We start from the raw sequence: 19,078 nt of genomic DNA, 5'->3' as shown, positions 1-19,078 counted from the left end.
GATCCCGGCCGGGTCGTGGCGCCACCCGCGGCAGCGCGGCCGCGGGTGTGCATGCTCAGGACTCGTACGCGGCTTCGCCGTGCGAGGTGATGTCCAGGCCCTCGCGCTCGGCTTCTTCGCTGACGCGCAGGCCGAACACCAGCTTGGCGACGAGAAAGCCCACCACCGACACCACGCCGATCCAGCCGACCGTGATCCCGACGCCCAGCGCCTGGATGCCGACCTGGTGCACGATGTCGTAATCGCCGCCCTTCTGGCCGCCCAACGAGGCCGCCGAGAACACGCCGGTGAGGATCGCGCCGATGATGCCGCCCAGGCCATGCACGCCGAACACGTCCAGACTGTCGTCGGCGCCCAGCAGGCGCTTCAGACCGGTGACGCCCCACACGCACAGCACGCCGGCGGCAAGGCCAATCACGATCGCACCGAACGGACCCACGGTGCCGCAGGCCGGGGTGATACCGACCAGGCCGGCCACCATGCCCGAGGCCACGCCCAGCGCGGACGACTTGCCCTTGATGATCTTCTCGGTCAGCGACCAGCCCAGGATGGCGGCGGCGGTGGCCAGCAAGGTGTTGAGGAAGGCCAGCGCCGCACCGGCATTGGCTTCCAGGTTGGAACCGGCGTTGAAGCCGAACCAGCCCACCCACAGCAGCGAGGCGCCGACGAAGGTCAGGGTCACGTTGTGCGGCTTGATCGCCTCACGCCCCAACCCGGCGCGCTTGCCGACGAAATAGGCGCCGACCAGGCCGGCAACACCGGCATTGATATGCACCACGGTGCCGCCGGCAAAATCCAGCGCGCCCAGTCCGAACAGGTACCCGCCGGTGGCCCAGACCATGTGCGCCAGCGGCAGGTAGCCGAAGGTGAACCAGATCACCGAGAACAGCAGTACCGCGGCGAACTTGGCGCGTTCGGCAAAGGCGCCCACGATCAGCGCACCGGTGATGCCGGCGAAGGTCGCCTGGAACGCGACGAACACGTATTCCGGCAGGCTCACGCCCTTGGTGAAGGTGGCCGCCAGGGTTTCGATGGTGACGCCCTTGAGCAGCGCCTTGTCCAGGTTGCCGATCCACGCGCCTTCGCCGGAGAACGCCAGGCTATAGCCATACAACACCCACAGGATGGTCAGCAGCGAAAAGACTGTGGCGACCTGGATCAGCACCGACAACACGTTCTTGGCGCGCACCATGCCGCCGTAGAACAGCGCCAGGCCCGGCACCACCATCATCAGCACCAGCAGGGTGGAGGTCAGCATCCAGGCGACATCGCCCTTTTCCACCACCGGTGCGGCTTCGGCGGCGGCGGCCGGCGGGGCGGCCGGCTGCGCCGACGGCAGCGGTTCGGTGGTGACCGGCTCGGTCGGCAGCGGGGTGACCTGCGGCGTGGACTGCGCATGCGCACTGCCCATGCCGCCCACCATCAGCGCGCTGAACAGCATCAGCATGCACACGCTGTAGAACCGGGCTTTCCACCCGGCAAAGAGAGCTGTCTTCATACGAACTCCGGGGCTGGTGGGGTCAGAGCGCATCGGCGCCGATCTCGCCGGTGCGGATGCGCACCACCTGCTCGATCGCGGTCACGAAGATCTTGCCGTCGCCGATCTTGCCGGTGCCGGCGGCGTTCTGGATCGCTTCGACCACCGCGTCCAGGCGGTCGTCGGTGACCACCGTTTCGATCTTGATCTTGGGCAGGAAGTCGACGACGTACTCGGCGCCGCGGTACAGCTCGGTGTGGCCTTTCTGACGCCCGAAGCCCTTGACCTCGGTCACGGTGATGCCCGACACGCCTGCTGCAGACAAGGCCTCGCGGACCTCGTCGAGCTTGAACGGCCGGATGATGGCGGTGATCAATTTCATGCGCATACCCCGAATGGTGGAAAGAACCGGCCGGCATTGCGCCGCCCGGCGGTGTCATTCACCTGGATGCCTACCCCGGCATCCGATCGTTCGCGATTGCGCGGACCCCGGCAGATGTCATGCATCCGCCTCGTGGGAGAGGTCAGGCCCGCGCGCCGCGAACGATGTGCTCTCTCATTACCCCTGCGATCCATGGCCGGGGCCACGGATCGCTCGAACAAGTGTGCGGCGATGGCGGAGGTGGGAGGGGGGCCTCCGCCATCACCGCGGTGGAACTCAGTTGCCGTAGTACAGCTGGTACTCCAGCGGGTGGGTCGCAGCACGGAACTTGGTGACTTCCTGCATCTTCAGCGCGATGTAGCCGTCGATGAAGTCGTCGCTCATCACGCCGCCGGCCTTGAGGAACTCGCGGTCCTTGTCCAGCGCTTCCAGGGCCTGGTCCAGGCTGGAGCAGACCTGCGGAATCAGCTTCTCTTCTTCCGGCGGCAGGTCGTACAGGTCCTTGTCGCTCGGTGCGCCCGGGTCGATCTGGTTCTTGATGCCGTCCAGGCCGGCCATCATCAGCGCGGTGAAGGTCAGATAGCCGGACTGCAACGGATCGGGGAAGCGCATTTCGATGCGGCGCGCCTTGGGGTTGGTGACCCAGGGAATGCGGCACGACGCCGAACGGTTACGCGCCGAATAGGCCAGCATCACCGGCGCCTCGAAGCCCGGGACCAGACGCTTGTAGCTGTTGGTGCCGGAGTTGGCGAAGGCGTTGATCGCGCGGGCATGCTTGAAGATGCCGCCGATATACCACAGCGCCAGCTGCGACAGGCCGCCGTAGCCGTCGCCGGTGAACAGGTTGACGCCGCCCTTGGCCAGCGACTGGTGCACGTGCATGCCCGAGCCGTTGTCGCCCACGATGGGCTTGGGCATGAAGGTGGCAGTCTTGCCGTTGCGGTAGGCGACGTTCTTGATGATGTATTTCATCGTCAGCAGTTCGTCGGCCTTCTGCACCAGCGAGCTGAACTTGGTGCCGATCTCGCACTGGCCGGCGGTGGCCACTTCGTGGTGGTGCACTTCGGTTTCGATGCCGACCTGTTCCAGCGTCTTGATCATTTCCGCACGCAGGTCGTGCAGGCTGTCGGTCGGCGGAACCGGGAAGTAGCCGCCCTTCACGCCCGGGCGGTAACCGCTGTTGCCGCCGTCGTACTTTTCGCCGGTGTTCCAGGCCGCTTCTTCCGAACCCACCTGGAAGAAGGTGTGGCCCATGTCGTTGGCAAAGCGCACCGAATCGAAGATGAAGAATTCCGGCTCCGGGCCGAAGAACGCCTGGTCGGCGGTGCCGGAGGATTTCAGATAGGCCTCGGCGCGCTTGGCGATGCCGCGCGGATCGCGCTCATAGCTCTGCATGGTGGCCGGGTCGAGGATGTCGCAGGTCAGCACGATGGTCGGATCGGCGAAGAACGGATCCAGATACGCGGTGCCGGCGTCCGGCAGCAACACCATGTCCGACTCGTTGATGCCCTTCCAGCCCGCGATCGAACTGCCGTCGAACATCTTGCCTTCTTCAAACAGCGCCGGCTCGATGATATTGACCGGAAAGGTGATGTGCTGCTGTACACCACGCATATCGACGAAGCGCAGGTCGACGAACTCGACCTTGTTGTCCTTGATCAGCTTTTCAACATTTTCCACGGACATCGGAAGAAACCTCAGGCAGGAGTTAAGTGGCTCGTGGGCGGTACTACAGCAGGGACCGTGCCAAGCCTTGGTGCTTCACAAGCCCTTGATTTTGCTTACATCGCTCGCGACCGTAAAAGCCGTATCGCACTATTCAGGTGCAAAGATGGAAACGCGGAGCACCGATGTGGTGCATGCCGCAATGCACTATCCTGGCGCCTCCCTCACCCCTGCCCAGTCCGATGTCCGATCTGATTTCCGCCCTGCTGTTGGGCATTCTCGAAGGCCTCACCGAATTTCTGCCGATCTCCAGCACCGGCCACCTGCTGATCGCCGAACAATGGCTCGGACGCCGTTCTGACTTCTTCAATATCGTCATCCAGGCCGGCGCGATCCTGGCCATTTGCCTGGCGCTGCGGCAGCGCCTGTGGAGCCTGGCCACCGGCCTGGGCGAGCGCGCCAACCGCGACTACGTGCTCAAGGTGGGCGTGGCCTTCCTGGTCACCGCGGTGGTCGGGCTGATCGTGCGCAAGGCCGGCTGGCAATTGCCCGAAACGCTCCAACCGGTCGCCTGGGCGTTGCTGATCGGCGGGGTGTGGATGCTGGTGGCCGAACACTTCGCCGGCAAGCTGCCCGAGCGCGATGTGGTGACCTGGAAGGTGGCCATCGCAGTGGGCCTGGCGCAGGTCGTGGCCGGTGTTTTTCCCGGTACGTCGCGCTCGGCCTCGACGATCTTCATCGCGATGCTGCTGGGCCTGAGCAAGCGCTCGGCAGCGGCGGATTTCGTGTTCATGGTGGGCATTCCGACCATGTTCGCGGCCAGCGGTTACGCGCTGCTGGAGATGTACAAGGAAGGCGGTTTCGGCACCGAAAACTGGACCGATGTGGCCGTGGCCTTCGTGGCGGCGACCATCACCGGCTTTGTGGTGGTGAAGTGGCTGCTGGGCTATATCAAAAAGCACCGTTTCACGGTGTTTGCGGTGTACCGCATGCTGCTGGGCGCCGCCCTGCTGCTGTGGCTGCCGGCGGCTGCGGGCTGACACCCGACCGCCCCTACCTGGCCTGCAGGTCGCGATGGTTGCGCCATGCGGGCCAGGCGCCAGGAACGCAAAGCGCCGCCCCCGAGAGATTGTGGACGGCACGCTGGGCACTGCAGCTGACCGGCGACAGCAGCCGATTCCGGGCAGCGCCCGCGCCCGCCTGGCAGTGCGCGCGGTCGTTGGTTGGCGCTCCGGGGCGTCCACGTCGTGACGCCGGTCATTGCCGCGGGCGCACGCTGGCGGTATCACTGACGCATCGATCACCGGGAGCTGCGCATGCGTGCCGTGTTCTTGGCCCCAGCATTGCTGGCGGCGGGCGTGACGGCCTGCGGGTCGGGTGCATCGCCGGAGCCGCCCGGCTCCAGCCACGCTGCTGCGCGGGCGCCGGTCGCCGCTCCCTCTGACACGGACAATGTCCCGTTACGCGCCGCCCTGCGCGCGCAGCACTGGCACCTGCAGCGGGCCAGCGATGCGCATGGCACGGCCTTGCGCAGCCTGTTCGTCGACGGCGTGCCGCCAGTGCAACTGGATTTCAGCGATCAGCGCATCCAGGTCAGCCAGACCTGCAACGCGCTGGGCGCCACCTACCGCGTGGCCGAGGCGCACGTGCAGATTGGCCGGGTGGTCTCGAGCAAGCGAATGTGCGCCGATGCACGCCGGATGGCGCAGGAGCGCGCGGCCAGCGACCTGTTGTCCGGGCGCTTCGCAGTGATCATGGACAACGCAGCAGCCGCGCCCCGCCTGACCCTGACCCGCAGCGACGGCACCGTGCTGATCTTCGGCGGCACGCCCACTGCGGACACCGGTTATGGCGGGCCGGGGCAGACGCTGTTGATCGAAGTCGCCGCAGAGACCATGCCCTGCGTTTCCGACCCCGCGCGGCGCTGCCTGCAAGTGCGCGAGCACGACCCGGACGCACCTGCCACCGTACAGGCCGCAACATCATGGCAGCCCTACGAGGGCACGATCGAGGGTTTCGACCATGAAGACGGCATACGCACCCTGCTACGCGTGACCCGCTACCCGGCCGGCAGCGAGCCTGGTACCAAACCGGTGTACGTGCTCGACCAGATGATCGAGGCCGGCAGCTAGCGCGGCTGCAGCATTGGGCCGCGCACCCTGCGACGCCGCTACCCGCATCAGAACCGGATGAGGACCTTGCCCACGTGTTGCGCCTTGGCGAAATAGTCCAAGGCCTGGGGCGCCTGGTCGAACCGGAACGTCTTGCTGTGCAGGGTTTTGATGCGGTGCTGCTCGATCGCCTGCAGCAGGTCCACGAACATCGCCCGGCTTCCGTTGGCGATCCCGCGAATGGTCACGTTCTTGCGGATCAACGCCACGTAGTCGGGAATCGGCGAGGCCGCGCCGGGGGTCACGCCGATCACCACGATGGTCGCATTCGCGGCCGCCACCTTGATCGACTGGCCCAAGGTGTCCTGCCCGCCCGTCTCGATGACGACGTCCGCGCCGCCGCCGGACAGCTGCATCACCGCCTCGGCCCAGTCGGGGTGGGTGCGGTAGTTGACGGTGATGTCGGCGCCCAGGCGGCGTGCGAGCTCGAGCTTGTCGTCGCTGGACGAGGTGATGGCGACGCGGGCACCGTGGAGCTTGGCCAGTTGGAGCGCAGCCATCGAGACGCCACCGGTTCCCAGGCACAGCACCAGGTCGCCGGCCTTGATCCTGGCCACTTCCACCAGCGCGTGCCAGGCGGTCACCGCAGCCGATGCCAGCGCAGCGACATCTTCGTCCTCCAGCGACGCAGGCACCTTGATCAGGGCACTGGCAGGCAGCGACACCTTTTCGGCCAGCCAGCCGTCGTGGGTCACGCCCAGGTCGTGGGCGAACATCTCGGCATCGAACCTGCCATCCAGCCAGGTGGGAAAGTGCCCACTGACGACACGGTCGCCAGGCGCGACCTGGCTGACGCCTGCGCCGACGCAGGTCACGATGCCCACACCCTCGGCAACCGGAACGCGCGCGGGCGCAAGCTTGCCGCCGTAGGTGCCCTTCAGGATCTGCAGGTCGCGGTTGATCAGCCCGACCAGTCGCGGAGCGACGATGACCTCACCAGCCCCTGCAACTGGTTCGGGCATCTCGACCGCAACCAGGCTCTCGAGGCCGGTTTGATTGCCAATCTGGAATGCGTTCAAGGGGGATTGCCTGTGCTGCGACGCCGGCCGAACGTGGCTGGCGTCATGGGGGATGGAGCGACCGCCGCCATCGGCGCGATCGCTCAGCGCAGCGACGGGTTCAAGGTGTAGGTACCGTGCAACGCCGCTTCGGCCAGCACATGACCCTGCATCGCCGACAGCACATCGGCGGCGGAGAAGCTGTCGGGCAGGCTGAGTTTGGCCACGTCCAGCGCGAACACGCGGAAGAAATACCGGTGCACGCGCAGGTCGTTGAACGGCGGGTACGGGCCGTCGTAGCCGCGGTAGTCGCCGGCCATGTCGGCATTGCCGGCGAACCACTGGGTGTAGGAATTCAGCCCCTGCCGGGCACCGGCCGGGCCGGGGGGCTGCTGCTTGCCCTTGACCACGAAGCCGTCGCTGCAGCTGCCCGCCGCGATCTCATGCACATCGGCGGGGATATCGGCCATGGCCCAATGCACAAAATCGGTGCGTGGCTGCTCGACGGGAATCTGCAGGTCGTCGCGGCCGACGGTCTCGGGCACGGTCGGCACGTCCGGGTCCAGGCACAGCAGCGCAAACGACTGTGTGCCGGCCGGCACCTCGCGCCAGGCCAGGTGCGGATTGCGGTTGGGCGCAAAGCCCTCCGGCGTGCCGGCGGCAAATTCCACCGCGATGGGCGTGCCGTTTTCGATGCTGTTGCTGGTCAGACGCATGGCGGGTCTCCGAGAGAAGCGATACGGATCAGGGTGCCTGGCTTTGCGCCGCAGCGGAAGAAGTGGCCATGGAACCTTCTGATGCGCTCGGCCGGGTTTACCGCCACGCTCATACCGCGCCTGCATGCACTGCAGCAGCGCGAGGCGGCGGCCACGCCCACCTGCCGTGGGCACGACCGCGTTGATGGCGCCTCAGTCCTGCGGGTAGCCGAAGCGCACCGCGATCAGGGTGAGCAGATCGAAGTGCGCGCCGAGCACGTCGCGGTAATCGCGCCAGCGGCCGGAGGCCAACCGCGCCGGGCCGCGCGGTTCGACCAGCGGGAAGCTCAGTCCGAACGCCTGCTCCAGGGCCGTCGAAATTCCCTGCGGGTCGTTTTCGATCCCGTCCAGCCGGATGATGCGGTGGGGGTACAGGTCGCGCTCGTGCAGCGTGGCCAGCTGTTCCAGCGCGATCAACAACCAGTCGGTGGCCTGCTGCGGCGATTGCAGCGCCAGCGGCGCCGACGCACCGGCCGAAAGCCAGTCCAGCAACATGTCGCGCGGGTCGCGCAGCGCGATCGCCAGCCGGCCCTCGGGCAGATGCGGGCGCAGCGCGGTCAGCAGAGTGTTGTCCCACCACAGCAGCCAGTCGATGACATTGCCGTCGTCGATGCCGCGGCGCGGCAGTTGCGCCTTCCAGCCTTCCACCAGCGCCGTCGGTGCCAATTCGCCGGAAGCCAACTGTTCGAGGGTGCGGTAGCTCTGCAGCGCATCCGATGGCGGCGTGGTGCCATAGCGGTCGCCACGCACCAGTGGGGTGGCCGCGCCCATCACCGCGACCAGGCGTTCGACATGCGAGCCGGGCGTGCCCCACACGAACAGCGGGCGCGCGGTGACGCTGTCGGGAATGCTGCCCAGCGCAGGCCACTGCGTCGGCTGCTTGGCTGCCTGCGGCGGCAACGGCAGCCGATGCTGGGCCTGTTCGCGATGGAACTGCATCCAGGTACCCACGGCGGCATCGGGCTGGCCGGCGCGGTCCTGCACATTGCCCAACCATGGCCGCAGCACGGTCTGCTGCGGTGCAGGCAGCGATTCGATCAACGATTCGACGCAGGCGATCGCCGCCGGTGGGTCGCGTTGCAGCAAGGCTTCGACAATGCGCTGCTCGCCGCTGATGCGGCCCGGCTCCACCGCCACGATCTGACGCGCCACCATCTCCGCTGCGTCGGCCTGGCCCTGCATGTCGTGCACGCGCATCAGCGCTTCCAGGGCCGGCAGGTGTTCGGGCATGGCCAGCAGCCAGCGCTCGATCACTGCCTGCGCCTGCGGCCCACCGACCGGCTCGACCGCCAGGCGGGCCAGCCACAGGTCGTGCGCAGTGGCCGAGGTGGCCAGTGCCGCATCCAGGGTGTCGCGCGCATCGTCCACCGCGCCCAGCCGCTCCCAGGCGGTGAGCAGCGCGTGCAGCGTGCGGCGGTCGGCCGGCCAGTGCGCCAGTGCCAGGCGCAGGTGCGCGGCGGCCTGATCGGGGCGACCGGCCTGCAGCTCCATTTCGCCGGCGAGCCGGCGCATGGCCGGCAGATCGCCGCCGGGCTGGTCGAGCACGCCCTGCATCGCCGCCACTGCGTCGTCCAGGCGGCCCTGGCGCTGCGCCAGTTGGGCAATGAAGGCGCGCAGCGCGGTGCCGGGGGGATTGAGCTCGATCACGCGCTCGAAGGCACGCTCGGCGAACGCAAAATGCTCTTTCTGCAGATACGCAAAGCCCAGCGAAAACAGCACGCGGGCATCGTCCGGCAGCTGCTCGGCGGCGCGGGTGAGCAGCGACAGCGCGCGGTCGTCCTGGCCGCGGCGCATTTCCACCACGCCATCGACCGCCAGCAATTGCGGATGTTCTGGCGCCAGGCGCGCGGCAGTGCGGCTCAGCCGCTCGGCCTCGTCCAGATCGCCGCGTGCCACCGCCAGATGCGCCTGCATGACGTAGGCATTGAACTGATTGGGATCCAGCGCGGTACTGCGCGACAGCGCGGCATCGGCGGCGGACAGATCGCGCGTGGCCAGCAATGCGCCGGCGCGCAGCAGATGCAGGTCGGCATCTTCGGGCGCCAGCGTCAGCGCGGTATCGATGCTGTCCAGCGCCAGCGCCGGCTGCCCTTGCTGCTGCAGCGCAAGCGCCAGCCAGCGGTGGGCGGCGGCGTGGTCGGGCGCGTTGGTGACCCACTCGCGGGCCAGCGCCACCGCATCGTCGGCCGCATTGCGGCGCAGGGCTTGAAGAATGGCGTCTTGCATGGCGGCGGCGGGTCCTGGACAAACCGCTATTGTAACGATGCGCGCTGGGGCGCTTGCATGTGCAACGGACGCTGCCGTCTGGCGCTGTGCCGGCGCCGTGTGCAAGCTGGGCGTTATCGGCGGTGCGAACCCACATCGCTCGTTCGCCCCCGGCCAGAGGTTGAAACGCGTGCCAACTTCCGACGCAGCACGCTCGCGCCATAGGCCACGCACAGCGCCCCAAACACCAACTGGGCCAGATGCCACAGCGCAGCATGGGCGCCCACGGAAACCGATCCTGCGCGTGAGCGGAACAGGATCTCCCCGGTCTGCAGATAGGTGTAGAGGCTGATCGCGCTGAAGTAGACCATCACGCAACCGACGCCCACTGGCAAAACGGCGATCACTGCATCCATGGACGGATGTCGCCTCAGCGTCATTCGCGCGCCGTGGTCAGCCGCTCGGCCACCCAGCGTTCGGCAAAGCCATCGCCGCGGGCGTTTTCCAGAAAGCCGCAATGCCCGCCCCAGCGCGCGATTTCCAGCTGCGCATGCGCCGGCAACTGCCAGGCGGCGAAATCTTCGAACGGAATCACCGGGTCGTCTTCGGCCATCAGGATGTCGACCGGCACCTGCAGGTCGGCCAGGCGTTGGCCGGCAATCGAATAGCTGTCGAAGTATGCTTCCAGCGAGCCATGCCCGGTGTGTTTCACCGCCAGCCAGGCCATCAGCCCGCGCATGTCCAGCGCCAGGGTGGCGTCGTCGTACCCGTGCTGCTCGGGGAACAGCTTGCGCTTGCGCAGCAGCGATTCGCGCCATTTACGGCGGAAGTACCAATCGTAGAACTGCGGGCCCTTTTCCAGCCGGGTCATGGTGGCGGCCGGGTCCAGCAGCGGGCACACCGCCGCCACGCGCGCCAGCGGCAGGCCGGCGGCGGGCGCACGCAGCGCCAGCCGCAGCGCGAAATTGCCGCCCAGCGAATACCCTGCAGCCAGCAATTGCGGCGCAGGAAAACGCCGCCACAGATCGCCTGCGGCATTGACCACTTCTTCGATGCGGTCGGAGTGGAACAGGTCCACATTGAGATGGTGGGTACCGCCGTGGTCGCGGAAGTTCAGCCGGAACACCTGGTAGCCCAGACCGAGCAGGCGCGCGGCGGTCAGGCGCATGTAATTGGAATCGGCGCTGCCCTCCCAGCCATGCAGCAACAGCACGGTGCCGCGTGGCGGCGCATCGCCGGGCGGGACGCTCATCCAGCCCTGCAGGCGCACACCGTCGCCGCCATCGAGGATATGTTCGCTGGTGACCGCGCCGCTGGCGGCCAGCAACTGACGGCTGCGGATGCGCCGCAGGGCGCTGCTGCCCAGCACCGATTGCACGTGCGGATTGCGCAGCCAGCGCGGCGGCAAGTAGTCGGAGGCGTTCATGCGCGTATCGCACCGGCGTTGCGGCTGGCCGCAGGGGAGAGGCGCGCGCGCATCGTCGGCTAGGACTCCATCGCTGCGACGATCCGTTGGCGCGAGGTCTCGGCCATGCGACGACGGCCTTCGATGTCCAGCGCGCGAATCGGCTCGAGAAAATGCACTTCGGCCAACCGCGACGGCTCGCCCAGCAGGCGCACGATATTGGCGAAGAAACTCTCGCGCTCACCGAAGGCCACCACCGCCTGCGCGTTGCCGCGCAACCCGTACCGCAGCGCCACCGGCTGTACCGGCACGCCGGCTTCCACCGCTGCCTGGAAGATGCGCGCATGGAACGGGCCCACTTCGGTACCGCCACGGGTACGTCCTTCCGGGAAGACCCCCACCGGCTTGCCGCTTTGCAGGCGCAGCAGCATTTCCTGCAGCACCCCGCCCAGCGATTCGGTATTGCCGCGCTGGTGGAAGATGGTCTGGCCCTTGGTCGCCAGCCAGCCCACCAGCGGCCAGCCGGCAATTTCGCGCTTGGCCACGAACCCCATCACCCGCTGGCTGTGCAGGATGGAGATATCCACCCAGCTGACGTGGTTGGCCACGAACAGGGTCGCGCCCGGTAGCGGCGTCCCGAAACGGCGTAGCCGGAAGCCGAACACGCGCATGAGGGTGCCCTGCCACCAGCGGATCATCCGCTCCTCCAGGGTGTCGTCGTGCCCGATGCGGATCCGCGCCAGCGCCGGTACCACCACGCACAGCATGGTGACCGGCAGGCCGAGACACAGATGCAGCAATAACAGTGGCACCCGGTAGAGATACCGGAACCAACGCAACGCGCCGCCAGCGTCGCGCGTGGCGTCCAGGGATGACTCGCTCATTCGACGAACGGAACCGGTAACGGGGGAAGGAGGCGCAACCATTGTGACAGCAGCGTGGCCGCCGCGCAGTGCCGGCAGCGGATGACGCTGTTCCATGCATGCCGCTGCCGGACGAGCTCAGCCATTGCTGCGTGGGACCACTGCCAGGGTCAATCGCGACACACAGACGCGTTTGCCGGCCGGGTTTTCGATGGTGATGTCCCAGACATGCGTGCTACGCCCCACATGTACTGCCCGCGCAGTGCCGGTCACCAGCCCCTGGGTGGCAGCGCGCAGGTGATTGGCATTGATCTCCAGGCCCACGCAGATCTGGGTCGCCATATCCACGCACAGGTTGCCGGCGCTGCTGCCCACCGTTTCGGCCAGCACCACCGAGGCGCCACCGTGCAGCAGGCCATAGGGCTGCCTGGTACGCGCATCCACCGGCATGGTGGCGCGCAGCCAATCGTCACCGGCCTCGGTGAAGACGATGCCCAGATGCTCGATCAAGGTATCGCGGCTGGCGGCATTGAGGGCGGCTAGATCGACGGGTTCGCGGAAGGTCATGGGCTGGGAGTGGAGAATGGGAAGCGCAAGAGCAAGAGCATCCAGGCGCCTGGGGTGCGATGCAACTGGGGAGTGGTGCCGGCGCCTGACAGCATTCGTTGGCGGCGCCGATGCGTTGCGCGACACTTGCCGGTGGCAACTGCAGCTGCTTCGGCGATTTCCGGTGTCCAGGAGCCGATCCGCAGCCAAACTGCGTCCATCCAACCACAACGTGCTGCACGCTCAGGCACTCGCTGCTGCGACCTGCCTGGCACGCCAGCCGATCAGAGAATCGGTACCAGCCCGGCGCCGAAAGCGGTCAGCATGCGCACCAGCAGCCACTTCGGGCCGACATTGACCTCCGGGAAATCGCCCACCGCCACATAGCACTGGCGGAACTGCGGGTCCTGCCGCTTGAGCGGAAACGGACAATCCGGGCCGGGCTGGAACTGGTAGTTGGTGGCGTAGCGCCATGGCCAGAAATCCAGCACCGGCAAGGCTTCGGAGACCTTGCCCACGCTGTAGTTCAACCCGCTCAGCACCGGCGGCTTTTCGCGCGGCGCCACCGTCCACGCATTTTCCGGAGCGATGTCGCGTTCGATGCTGGCAGCCAGCGCCTGCGCAAAGCGCGCATCGTCGATCACCACGGCCGCTTCGGTGTTGTAGTTCTCGCTGCGCGGGTCGAAGTTGTGCGTACCGATCACGCCGATGCGGCGATCCACCACCAACGACTTGGCATGCAAGCCCATGCGCGCACCGGCGCGGGTCACCGGCAGCGGCTTGTTGACCGCGCGCGTGCCCAGGAACGAGGGCCGCGTTTCGGTCCGCAGCACGCGCCGATCGACCTCGCTCCCACCCGGCGCACGGCCGCCACCACTGCCGCGCAGCACGTTGCCGGCGCTCGCGCTGGCGCTGCCCTCCGGGCCGCTGCTGCCGCGCATCGCATTGCCCGCTGCGCTGCCGCCGATCAGGCGATTGTTGCGGCTGTCCTGATTGACGTCGGAGGCGGGGTTGAGCGGGTCCGGCACCAGGTTGGCGTAATCCACCGGGGCATCGAGCGGAAACGGCTTGAACTCGTACACATTGAAGCCCAGCTCGCGCAGGTTGCGGCGTTTGAACTTGTACGACAGCGCATACACGATGGGGTTGTCGGTGGCGGCCAGGCTATTGGTCGACACCACGATGCGCGGCGGCTGCGGGTGTTTGCGCAACGTGCGGAAGATCGCCTGCGCCTGGTCGGACAACACCAAGTAGGGGGTCTGCAGCAGCACTTCCTGCTGCGCGCCGGCAATCAGGCCATCCAGTTCCGGCGCCGTGGACACTGCCTTGGCCGCATGTTCCCGGCGGTGTTTTTGCGGCAGATCGGCCACGTACAGCACACGCTGCACCGGCATGGCCGGGGTCACGAAGGCGTCGCGCACGAATTGCGGGTCGCGCGCTTCGCGGTCTACCCGCGCCACCCGGTCGGGCCGGCGGAATTCGGCCGGCGGCATCGTCGGCACGCCCTGCTCCAGCAGCAGGCGCCCGACATCGTTCAGACGCTCGGCCGGTACGCTGCGCCGGGCACGCCAGAACGCATCGAAATTGGCGGCCATGGCGCGCACTTCCGGCCCGGCCAGAATCACGTCGCGGTCGCGGAAGTTGTACTCGCTGTCCCAGTCGTAATAGTCGTCCTGGTAATTGCGCCCACCGACCACGCCCAGCACGTCGTCCACCACCAGCAGCTTGTTGTGCATGCGCTGGTTGAAGCGGCGGAAGCAACACAGCACGCTGCCGGCATAATCGAAGTAATTGAGTTTGACCTTGCCGAAGGTGGGGTTGTAGATGCGCAGCTGCAGGTTTTCATGGCTGCTGGCGAGCGCACCGAGAATCTGCAGATCGGCGATCGCCGACAATTGATCGATCAGGATGCGCACCTTGACCCCACGCTGGGCGGCGTCCACCAGTGCGTCCAGCACCATGCGCGCGCTGTCGTCCTTATCGAAAATGTAGGTCTGCAGATCGATGCTGCGGGTGGCGCTGCGGATCAGGTTGAGCCGGGCCACCAGCGATTCTTCGCCATGGTCGACGATGGTGGCGTAATGCCGCGGCGCCACTGGTGTGGAGGCGGTGATCGCCTCGCCGCCCAGCGCGCGCAATGGCGAGGGTTGCGCGCAGCGATTGGCCTGGGTGCAATTGACCGCCGTGCTGCGTGCCGCAGCGGCGACACCTGCGGCACGGTTGCGTTCGGTTTGTGACAGACTGGCGCATCCGGTGCCGAGCAACAACGTTGCCAGCACGCAAACCCTCAACAGATACGTCACGGGCGCCGTGCCTCCTGCAGGCGCCCACGCAGAATGAACGTCACCCTGTCGCCCAGGGCCATCTGCCACGCATTCATTCCGTAACGTCCACGCAGGACCGTCCCTCGACTGATCACGTCGCAATCATAGCCCGGCCGCGTGCATTCAGCCGGCACCACATGCAGCGTTTCCAGATGCGTGATTCCGCGGATGGTCAGGTTGCCGACGATGTCGCCACCCTGCTTCACGACTGCGTCGACATACGGCAGCGACTCGAATTCGACGACCGGGTACTGCGCAACGTCGAAAAAATCCTCGCCGCGCATCCAGCTGGTGTACCGGTCCTTGCCGGGGATCTCCACCTGAGTGGCGTCCAGCCGGAAACGCACCTGCTGACGCCCATCGGCCAACGTCACTACGTCACCGCGAAAACGCGGGAAAAACCCCTCGATCTTCGTCCCGAAGCGGGTCTTGATCTCGAACCCGAAGCGCGATTGCGCCGGGTCGATGGACTGCACCTTCTGCTGCGCCATGCAGGGAAATACGACCCAGAGCGCCAGCCAGGCGTACCAGCGCAGCGACGATGACACGGATCAAGGCCACCAGAAGGCGGTCAGGCGGGCGATGCCCGGCTCGGTGGTGGCGTCCAGCGGCAAGGCCAGCAACGCGATCGAGGCGGTGGGCATGCCGCGGTAATCGCCGGTCTGGCCGCTGTGCATCAGCGCGGCCAGCCGTTCCAGGCCAGGGTTGTGGCCCACCAGCAGCAGGCGCTCGGCCTCGCGATGTTCGTCCACCAGGCTGGCCAGGGTGCCGGGCGTGGCCTCATAGATACGTTCGTCCAGCCGTTGTTCGATGTAGCCGGTGAGCTCGAGCACCGCCTCCAGGGTTTCGCGGGCGCGGCGGGCCGGTGAGCACAGCACCCGGTCGGGCACCAGCCGCTGCTCGCGCAACCAACGCCCGGCCGCTTCGGCCTCGGCGATGCCGTGCGGCGACAGCGGGCGATCGAAATCGGCTTGGCCGGTATCGGCCGGTTCGGCGTGGGCGTGTCGCAACAAGATCAATTCGCGCATAGGAACTTTCCGGTTCTAGGACTTCCTGAGCCACTTGAACAGCGGCTCCCAGTCCTGTTGATGGTCGCGCACCTGCGCCGAGCGGTAGTCGAACAAGCTACGTCCCAGCCCGGCCATCACCACATAGGCCTGGGTGTCGCGCAGTTGGGTCACCAGCGGATACGGCCAGCTGCCGATCATGTCGGCGGCCTGTTGCGAAGTCTGGGTCCAGGGGCGGGCACGATTGAGCACCAGGCCCACCGGCAGTTTGCGCTGATGCACGCGCGGCACCTTGGCCAGCGTGTTGAGAAAGCCGACCACCGCTTCGATATCCAGCGCCGAGGACAGCACCGGTACCACGATGGCATCGACGTGGTCGAGAAATCCGCTCAGGTCCTCGGCCATGGCGCCGGCCGGCGCATCGACGATCAGGGTATCGGTGCCGTCCGGCACCGCACTCTGCCAGCTGCGGCGCTTGGTGGCATCGATCGGCAAGACGGCACTTTCCAGGCTGGCGCGGCGCTCTGCCCAGCGGGTGGACGAGCCTTGCGGATCGGCATCTGCCAGCACGGTGCGCTGGCCTTGCAACGCCGCATGTGCGGCCAGATTGGTGGCGATCGTGGTCTTGCCGACGCCGCCTTTGGAGGCGGCCACCAGGACTGTCTTCATGCACGCCTCGCTTCCGGGAGCAAGCCGGCAGCGTACACCGCGGCAAGGTGAGGAAGTAGTCGAAACGCGTTAAACGCACTGCTGCGGGGGCAGGCAACGACAGCGCAGACCTTCAGCCGATGAGCGCGAGGCCCTGCGCCGCAGCGGTGCGTGGCAACGAAACGATGGGAGCCTGGCACGGCGCAAGGATCTTCCGCGCGCATCGCTCGGCCGCGGCGTCGCAATGCAGCATGGCACCGATGTTGCAGGTCCTGGTTTACCGCAGCTCGAACAAGCACGTGCGTACGGCACCACCGCGTTCTGGCTGTTGGGAGCGTTACGGCCTTACGCCACCAGCTGCGCCAGCAGCCAGGCCCACGCAGGCAGCGTCAGTAGCGACAGCAGGATGCTGTAGCCGACCATCGCCGCAGCCAGGCGTGGCGCCAGCCGGTGCGAGATGGCCAGCGCGGCGGCGGTGATCATGGTGGGCATGGCCGATTCGAGCACATTGGTCTGCAGCATCTGCCCATGCAGGCCCAGCACCCAGGACAACGGCAAGGCCAGGACCGGCATCAGCAGCAGCTTGAACACCAGGCCGACGGCCAAGGGCCTGAGTTCGTCGGCAGGCAGGCGCAGCTGCAGCGAAAAGCCCACCGACAGCATCACCAGCGGCAACATCGCATCGGCCAGGTTCTTCAGGCCCGAGCCAATCCAGACCGGCTGCTGCTCGGGCATCAGGGTCAAGGCGAACAGCAGCGCCCACAATGGCGGGAACTGCAGCACGCGCATCACGATCAGCCGTGCGGTCGGCGGGGTATCGCCGCTGTACCGGGCCAGCACATACAGCCCGAACGTGGACAGCAACACGAAGGTGCCGAACTGGTCGTAGACCACCGCATACGGCAGCGCGTGATCGCCGATCAGCGCGCGCACCATCGGAAAGCCGATAAAGCTGGAATTGGTAAACACCACACACATCAGCAGCGCGGCGTATTCGGCGCGGCCCAAGCGCAACAGGCGGCTGCAGCCCCACAGCAGCGGCACGATGATGGCGGTCAGCAGCCATGGCGTGGCGATCACCCCACCGAGCGAAGCGTCCAGATGCAGGCGCGGGACATAGGTCAGCACCGACGCCGGCAGGCAGATGTACAGCACGATGCGGTTGAGCACATCGGCGCTGTTGTCCGGCAACACCCGCAGGCGGGCGAACAGCAGGCCCAGCCCCAACATGGCCAGAATCAAGGCAAATGCATCCACCGCCATATGCGATCGTGTCCGTTGGAAAGCGATGCACAGGATCGCATAGCGCGCGGTGCGCGCATCGTTGGATGCGTTAGCCTGGCTGGGGTGCACGGTGCACGCCGCCAAGCTCCGGTCACCGCGGAGCTCCAACTACCGCACTGTTTCCCAAAGCTGAAGCCAGCGTATCGAAAACGCGGCGCCCTCGCCGATTGCGGGACACCGCACTGGACAGTTCGTTGGTGACTTCATTGAAGAGCTAAGGACGCCGCACCAGCCAGTGGACTGGCCGTATTTTTAAGCTCTGCGCATCGACCATCTCAACTGGTCCTTGCCCGCCCACCGTCGCGGCTCTTGGGCGACACGGATGCGCGCAAGAGCCGGCAAGGACGTCCTTGCGGCGTGTGCACTGCGATTGGTGGGCGGGCAAGACCCTGCTGCCAGGCCGCAGACCAGCGCTTTGCTTCTCCCGCATCGACCTCGCAAGGTCGGAAAGCAAAGCGCCCAGCCATCGCTCCACTCAGGCGCACAGATCCGGTCGGATTTCACCGAGATGGCGGAATCGGCGCTATGCGTCTTGTTTCAAGTAAGCGGCACGCCGACGCACCAGATAGAGACCAGGTTGATCGGCAAAAAATGCCTAGCACAGCATCAGCCCGCTGCACCATCCGCGCCGCAGGAACTCCCCGCAGCGCGGCGAGGCACTTACGGAAACGCTGGCGGGTTGGCCTGCCAGGCCGCAAAGACCTCGGCCAGGCTGGCGCGCTCTGCTTCGCGCCATTCCGGCAACAGGCTGGCGTAGTTGGCGGGGCTGCTCCAACGGTCCGGCCAGGTGCGCACGGCTGCTGCATACCACTCGACTGCCTCCTGCTTGCGCCCGGCGCGCCAGAGCGCCAGTGCAGCCGTGGTTGGCAGCCATTCCGGCGTGGCCGGACGGCCATTGGCCAGGGTGGCCCATTGCTGCAGCGCCTTGTCGGGCTGGTCGGCACGCAGCAGGTCCCACCCATAGTTCCAGGTGATGGCCCGGTACTGCTGGCTGCCGTTGGAGACCAGCGCCAGCGCGCCCTGATACAACTCATCGCCCAGCTGGGCGCGCCCACCGGCGTAGGCCAGCGCCGCCAACTGCGCGCGTGGATCGGCCGCGCGCGCGTCACGCTGCACCATCGCCGCCAGCCGGTCGACGACTGCATCGCCCTGGCCTTGTACGGCCACCACGGCCTTGGTGGTACCGCGGTCTTCGTCGAAATAGAACTCCTTGGGCTTGGGCAAGCTCTGCGCCTGCGTCAACGACCACACCCCTCCGAGCAGGGCCAGAGCGGCCCACGCGTATTTCCTTTTCACTGTGTTTTCCCCTGACAGCAAACGACCCCTTCCCATCCCCATCCTACCCGCA

General features: G+C 66.8%; 18 protein-coding genes. 2 read left to right on the top strand and 16 right to left on the bottom strand.

Going from position 1 to position 19,078, the window contains the following annotated elements:
- Positions 1–55: 55 nt before the first annotated feature.
- The 3 genes from J7360_RS01990 to glnA form a co-directional block, all read right to left on the bottom strand.
- The gene (locus J7360_RS01990; protein ID WP_057659331.1) at positions 56–1,498 is read right to left on the bottom strand and encodes an ammonium transporter; all 1,443 of its coding nucleotides are present in this window, start codon (positions 1,496–1,498) and stop codon (positions 56–58) included.
- Positions 1,499–1,520: 22 nt separating this feature from the next.
- Positions 1,521–1,859 (bottom strand): P-II family nitrogen regulator, encoded by a 339-nt coding sequence (locus J7360_RS01985; RefSeq protein WP_002808480.1) that lies wholly within the window; start codon positions 1,857–1,859, stop codon positions 1,521–1,523.
- A 276-nt stretch (positions 1,860–2,135) separates the two neighbouring features.
- Entirely contained in the window at positions 2,136–3,545 is a 1,410-nt protein-coding gene (gene glnA, locus J7360_RS01980; RefSeq protein ID WP_003488480.1) for a type I glutamate--ammonia ligase, read from the bottom strand.
- A 221-nt stretch (positions 3,546–3,766) separates the two neighbouring features.
- Between glnA and J7360_RS01975 the strand changes: the two genes are divergently transcribed.
- Both J7360_RS01975 and J7360_RS01970 read left to right on the top strand, forming a co-directional pair.
- Positions 3,767–4,564, top strand: coding sequence for an undecaprenyl-diphosphate phosphatase (locus J7360_RS01975; protein ID WP_007968085.1), 798 nt, complete (start codon positions 3,767–3,769; stop codon positions 4,562–4,564).
- A 276-nt stretch (positions 4,565–4,840) separates the two neighbouring features.
- Complete coding sequence (locus tag J7360_RS01970) at positions 4,841–5,656, top strand: META domain-containing protein (protein WP_057659333.1); 816 nt, start codon at positions 4,841–4,843, stop codon at positions 5,654–5,656.
- A gap of 47 nt (positions 5,657–5,703) precedes the next feature.
- On the opposite strand, the gene J7360_RS01965 is transcribed toward J7360_RS01970, so the two are convergent.
- The 13 genes from J7360_RS01965 to J7360_RS01905 form a co-directional block, all read right to left on the bottom strand.
- On the bottom strand, positions 5,704–6,714 hold the full coding sequence (locus J7360_RS01965; RefSeq protein WP_057659335.1) for an NAD(P)-dependent alcohol dehydrogenase: 1,011 nt from the start codon (positions 6,712–6,714) through the stop codon (positions 5,704–5,706).
- Between the two features lie 83 nt (positions 6,715–6,797).
- Positions 6,798–7,409 (bottom strand): YbhB/YbcL family Raf kinase inhibitor-like protein, encoded by a 612-nt coding sequence (locus J7360_RS01960; protein WP_017157349.1) that lies wholly within the window; start codon positions 7,407–7,409, stop codon positions 6,798–6,800.
- Between the two features lie 192 nt (positions 7,410–7,601).
- A complete protein-coding gene (locus tag J7360_RS01955; protein ID WP_209033145.1) occupies positions 7,602–9,674 on the bottom strand; it encodes a tetratricopeptide repeat protein in 2,073 nt (690 codons plus the stop codon).
- 113 nt (positions 9,675–9,787) lie between these two features.
- Positions 9,788–10,069: a hypothetical protein gene (locus J7360_RS01950; protein ID WP_057659340.1), complete on the bottom strand. Its 282-nt coding sequence runs from the start codon at positions 10,067–10,069 to the stop codon at positions 9,788–9,790.
- Positions 10,070–10,089: 20 nt separating this feature from the next.
- Positions 10,090–11,079, bottom strand: coding sequence for an alpha/beta fold hydrolase (locus J7360_RS01945; RefSeq protein ID WP_007968094.1), 990 nt, complete (start codon positions 11,077–11,079; stop codon positions 10,090–10,092).
- Positions 11,080–11,138: 59 nt separating this feature from the next.
- The gene (locus tag J7360_RS01940) at positions 11,139–12,038 is read right to left on the bottom strand and encodes a lysophospholipid acyltransferase family protein (RefSeq protein WP_007968095.1); all 900 of its coding nucleotides are present in this window, start codon (positions 12,036–12,038) and stop codon (positions 11,139–11,141) included.
- Positions 12,039–12,059: 21 nt separating this feature from the next.
- Positions 12,060–12,488, bottom strand: coding sequence for a hotdog fold thioesterase (locus J7360_RS01935; RefSeq protein WP_007968096.1), 429 nt, complete (start codon positions 12,486–12,488; stop codon positions 12,060–12,062).
- 263 nt (positions 12,489–12,751) lie between these two features.
- Positions 12,752–14,770: a phospholipase D family protein gene (locus J7360_RS01930; protein WP_033481704.1), complete on the bottom strand. Its 2,019-nt coding sequence runs from the start codon at positions 14,768–14,770 to the stop codon at positions 12,752–12,754.
- The gene (locus J7360_RS01925; RefSeq protein WP_033481702.1) at positions 14,767–15,339 is read right to left on the bottom strand and encodes a YceI family protein; all 573 of its coding nucleotides are present in this window, start codon (positions 15,337–15,339) and stop codon (positions 14,767–14,769) included. The genes J7360_RS01930 and J7360_RS01925 overlap by 4 nt, the downstream gene beginning before the upstream one ends.
- 3 nt (positions 15,340–15,342) lie before the next feature.
- Positions 15,343–15,819, bottom strand: coding sequence for a histidine phosphatase family protein (locus J7360_RS01920; RefSeq protein WP_057659342.1), 477 nt, complete (start codon positions 15,817–15,819; stop codon positions 15,343–15,345).
- A 15-nt stretch (positions 15,820–15,834) separates the two neighbouring features.
- The gene (locus J7360_RS01915; RefSeq protein ID WP_003488448.1) at positions 15,835–16,467 is read right to left on the bottom strand and encodes a ParA family protein; all 633 of its coding nucleotides are present in this window, start codon (positions 16,465–16,467) and stop codon (positions 15,835–15,837) included.
- Positions 16,468–16,791: 324 nt separating this feature from the next.
- Complete coding sequence (locus tag J7360_RS01910; protein ID WP_057659344.1) at positions 16,792–17,709, bottom strand: AEC family transporter; 918 nt, start codon at positions 17,707–17,709, stop codon at positions 16,792–16,794.
- 681 nt (positions 17,710–18,390) lie between these two features.
- Positions 18,391–19,026 carry a hypothetical protein gene (locus tag J7360_RS01905; RefSeq protein WP_057659345.1) on the bottom strand — a complete coding sequence of 212 codons (636 nt, stop codon included), beginning with the start codon at positions 19,024–19,026 and terminating at the stop codon, positions 18,391–18,393.
- Between the last annotated feature and the right edge of the window lie 52 nt (positions 19,027–19,078).

Source organism: Xanthomonas sp. D-99, from assembly GCF_017746145.1.
Lineage (GTDB): Bacteria > Pseudomonadota > Gammaproteobacteria > Xanthomonadales > Xanthomonadaceae > Xanthomonas > Xanthomonas cissicola.
This window is presented reverse-complemented; position numbering and strand designations above follow the sequence as displayed.

Excerpts from the sequence above, each read along its gene's own strand:
- J7360_RS01960 (WP_017157349.1), bottom strand. The coding sequence starts at position 7,409 with ATGCGTCTGACCAGCAACAGCATCGAAAACGGCACGCCCATCGCGGTG.
- J7360_RS01945 (WP_007968094.1), bottom strand. The coding sequence starts at position 11,079 with ATGAACGCCTCCGACTACTTGCCGCCGCGCTGGCTGCGCAATCCGCAC.
- J7360_RS01920 (WP_057659342.1), bottom strand. The coding sequence starts at position 15,819 with ATGCGCGAATTGATCTTGTTGCGACACGCCCACGCCGAACCGGCCGAT.
- J7360_RS01935 (WP_007968096.1), bottom strand. The coding sequence starts at position 12,488 with ATGACCTTCCGCGAACCCGTCGATCTAGCCGCCCTCAATGCCGCCAGC.
- J7360_RS01975 (WP_007968085.1), top strand. The coding sequence starts at position 3,767 with ATGTCCGATCTGATTTCCGCCCTGCTGTTGGGCATTCTCGAAGGCCTC.
- glnA (WP_003488480.1), bottom strand. The coding sequence starts at position 3,545 with ATGTCCGTGGAAAATGTTGAAAAGCTGATCAAGGACAACAAGGTCGAG.
- J7360_RS01915 (WP_003488448.1), bottom strand. The coding sequence starts at position 16,467 with ATGAAGACAGTCCTGGTGGCCGCCTCCAAAGGCGGCGTCGGCAAGACC.
- J7360_RS01955 (WP_209033145.1), bottom strand. The coding sequence starts at position 9,674 with ATGCAAGACGCCATTCTTCAAGCCCTGCGCCGCAATGCGGCCGACGAT.
- J7360_RS01950 (WP_057659340.1), bottom strand. The coding sequence starts at position 10,069 with ATGGATGCAGTGATCGCCGTTTTGCCAGTGGGCGTCGGTTGCGTGATG.
- J7360_RS01910 (WP_057659344.1), bottom strand. The coding sequence starts at position 17,709 with ATGGCGGTGGATGCATTTGCCTTGATTCTGGCCATGTTGGGGCTGGGC.
- J7360_RS01990 (WP_057659331.1), bottom strand. The coding sequence starts at position 1,498 with ATGAAGACAGCTCTCTTTGCCGGGTGGAAAGCCCGGTTCTACAGCGTG.
- J7360_RS01970 (WP_057659333.1), top strand. The coding sequence starts at position 4,841 with ATGCGTGCCGTGTTCTTGGCCCCAGCATTGCTGGCGGCGGGCGTGACG.
- J7360_RS01985 (WP_002808480.1), bottom strand. The coding sequence starts at position 1,859 with ATGAAATTGATCACCGCCATCATCCGGCCGTTCAAGCTCGACGAGGTC.
- J7360_RS01940 (WP_007968095.1), bottom strand. The coding sequence starts at position 12,038 with ATGGAACAGCGTCATCCGCTGCCGGCACTGCGCGGCGGCCACGCTGCT.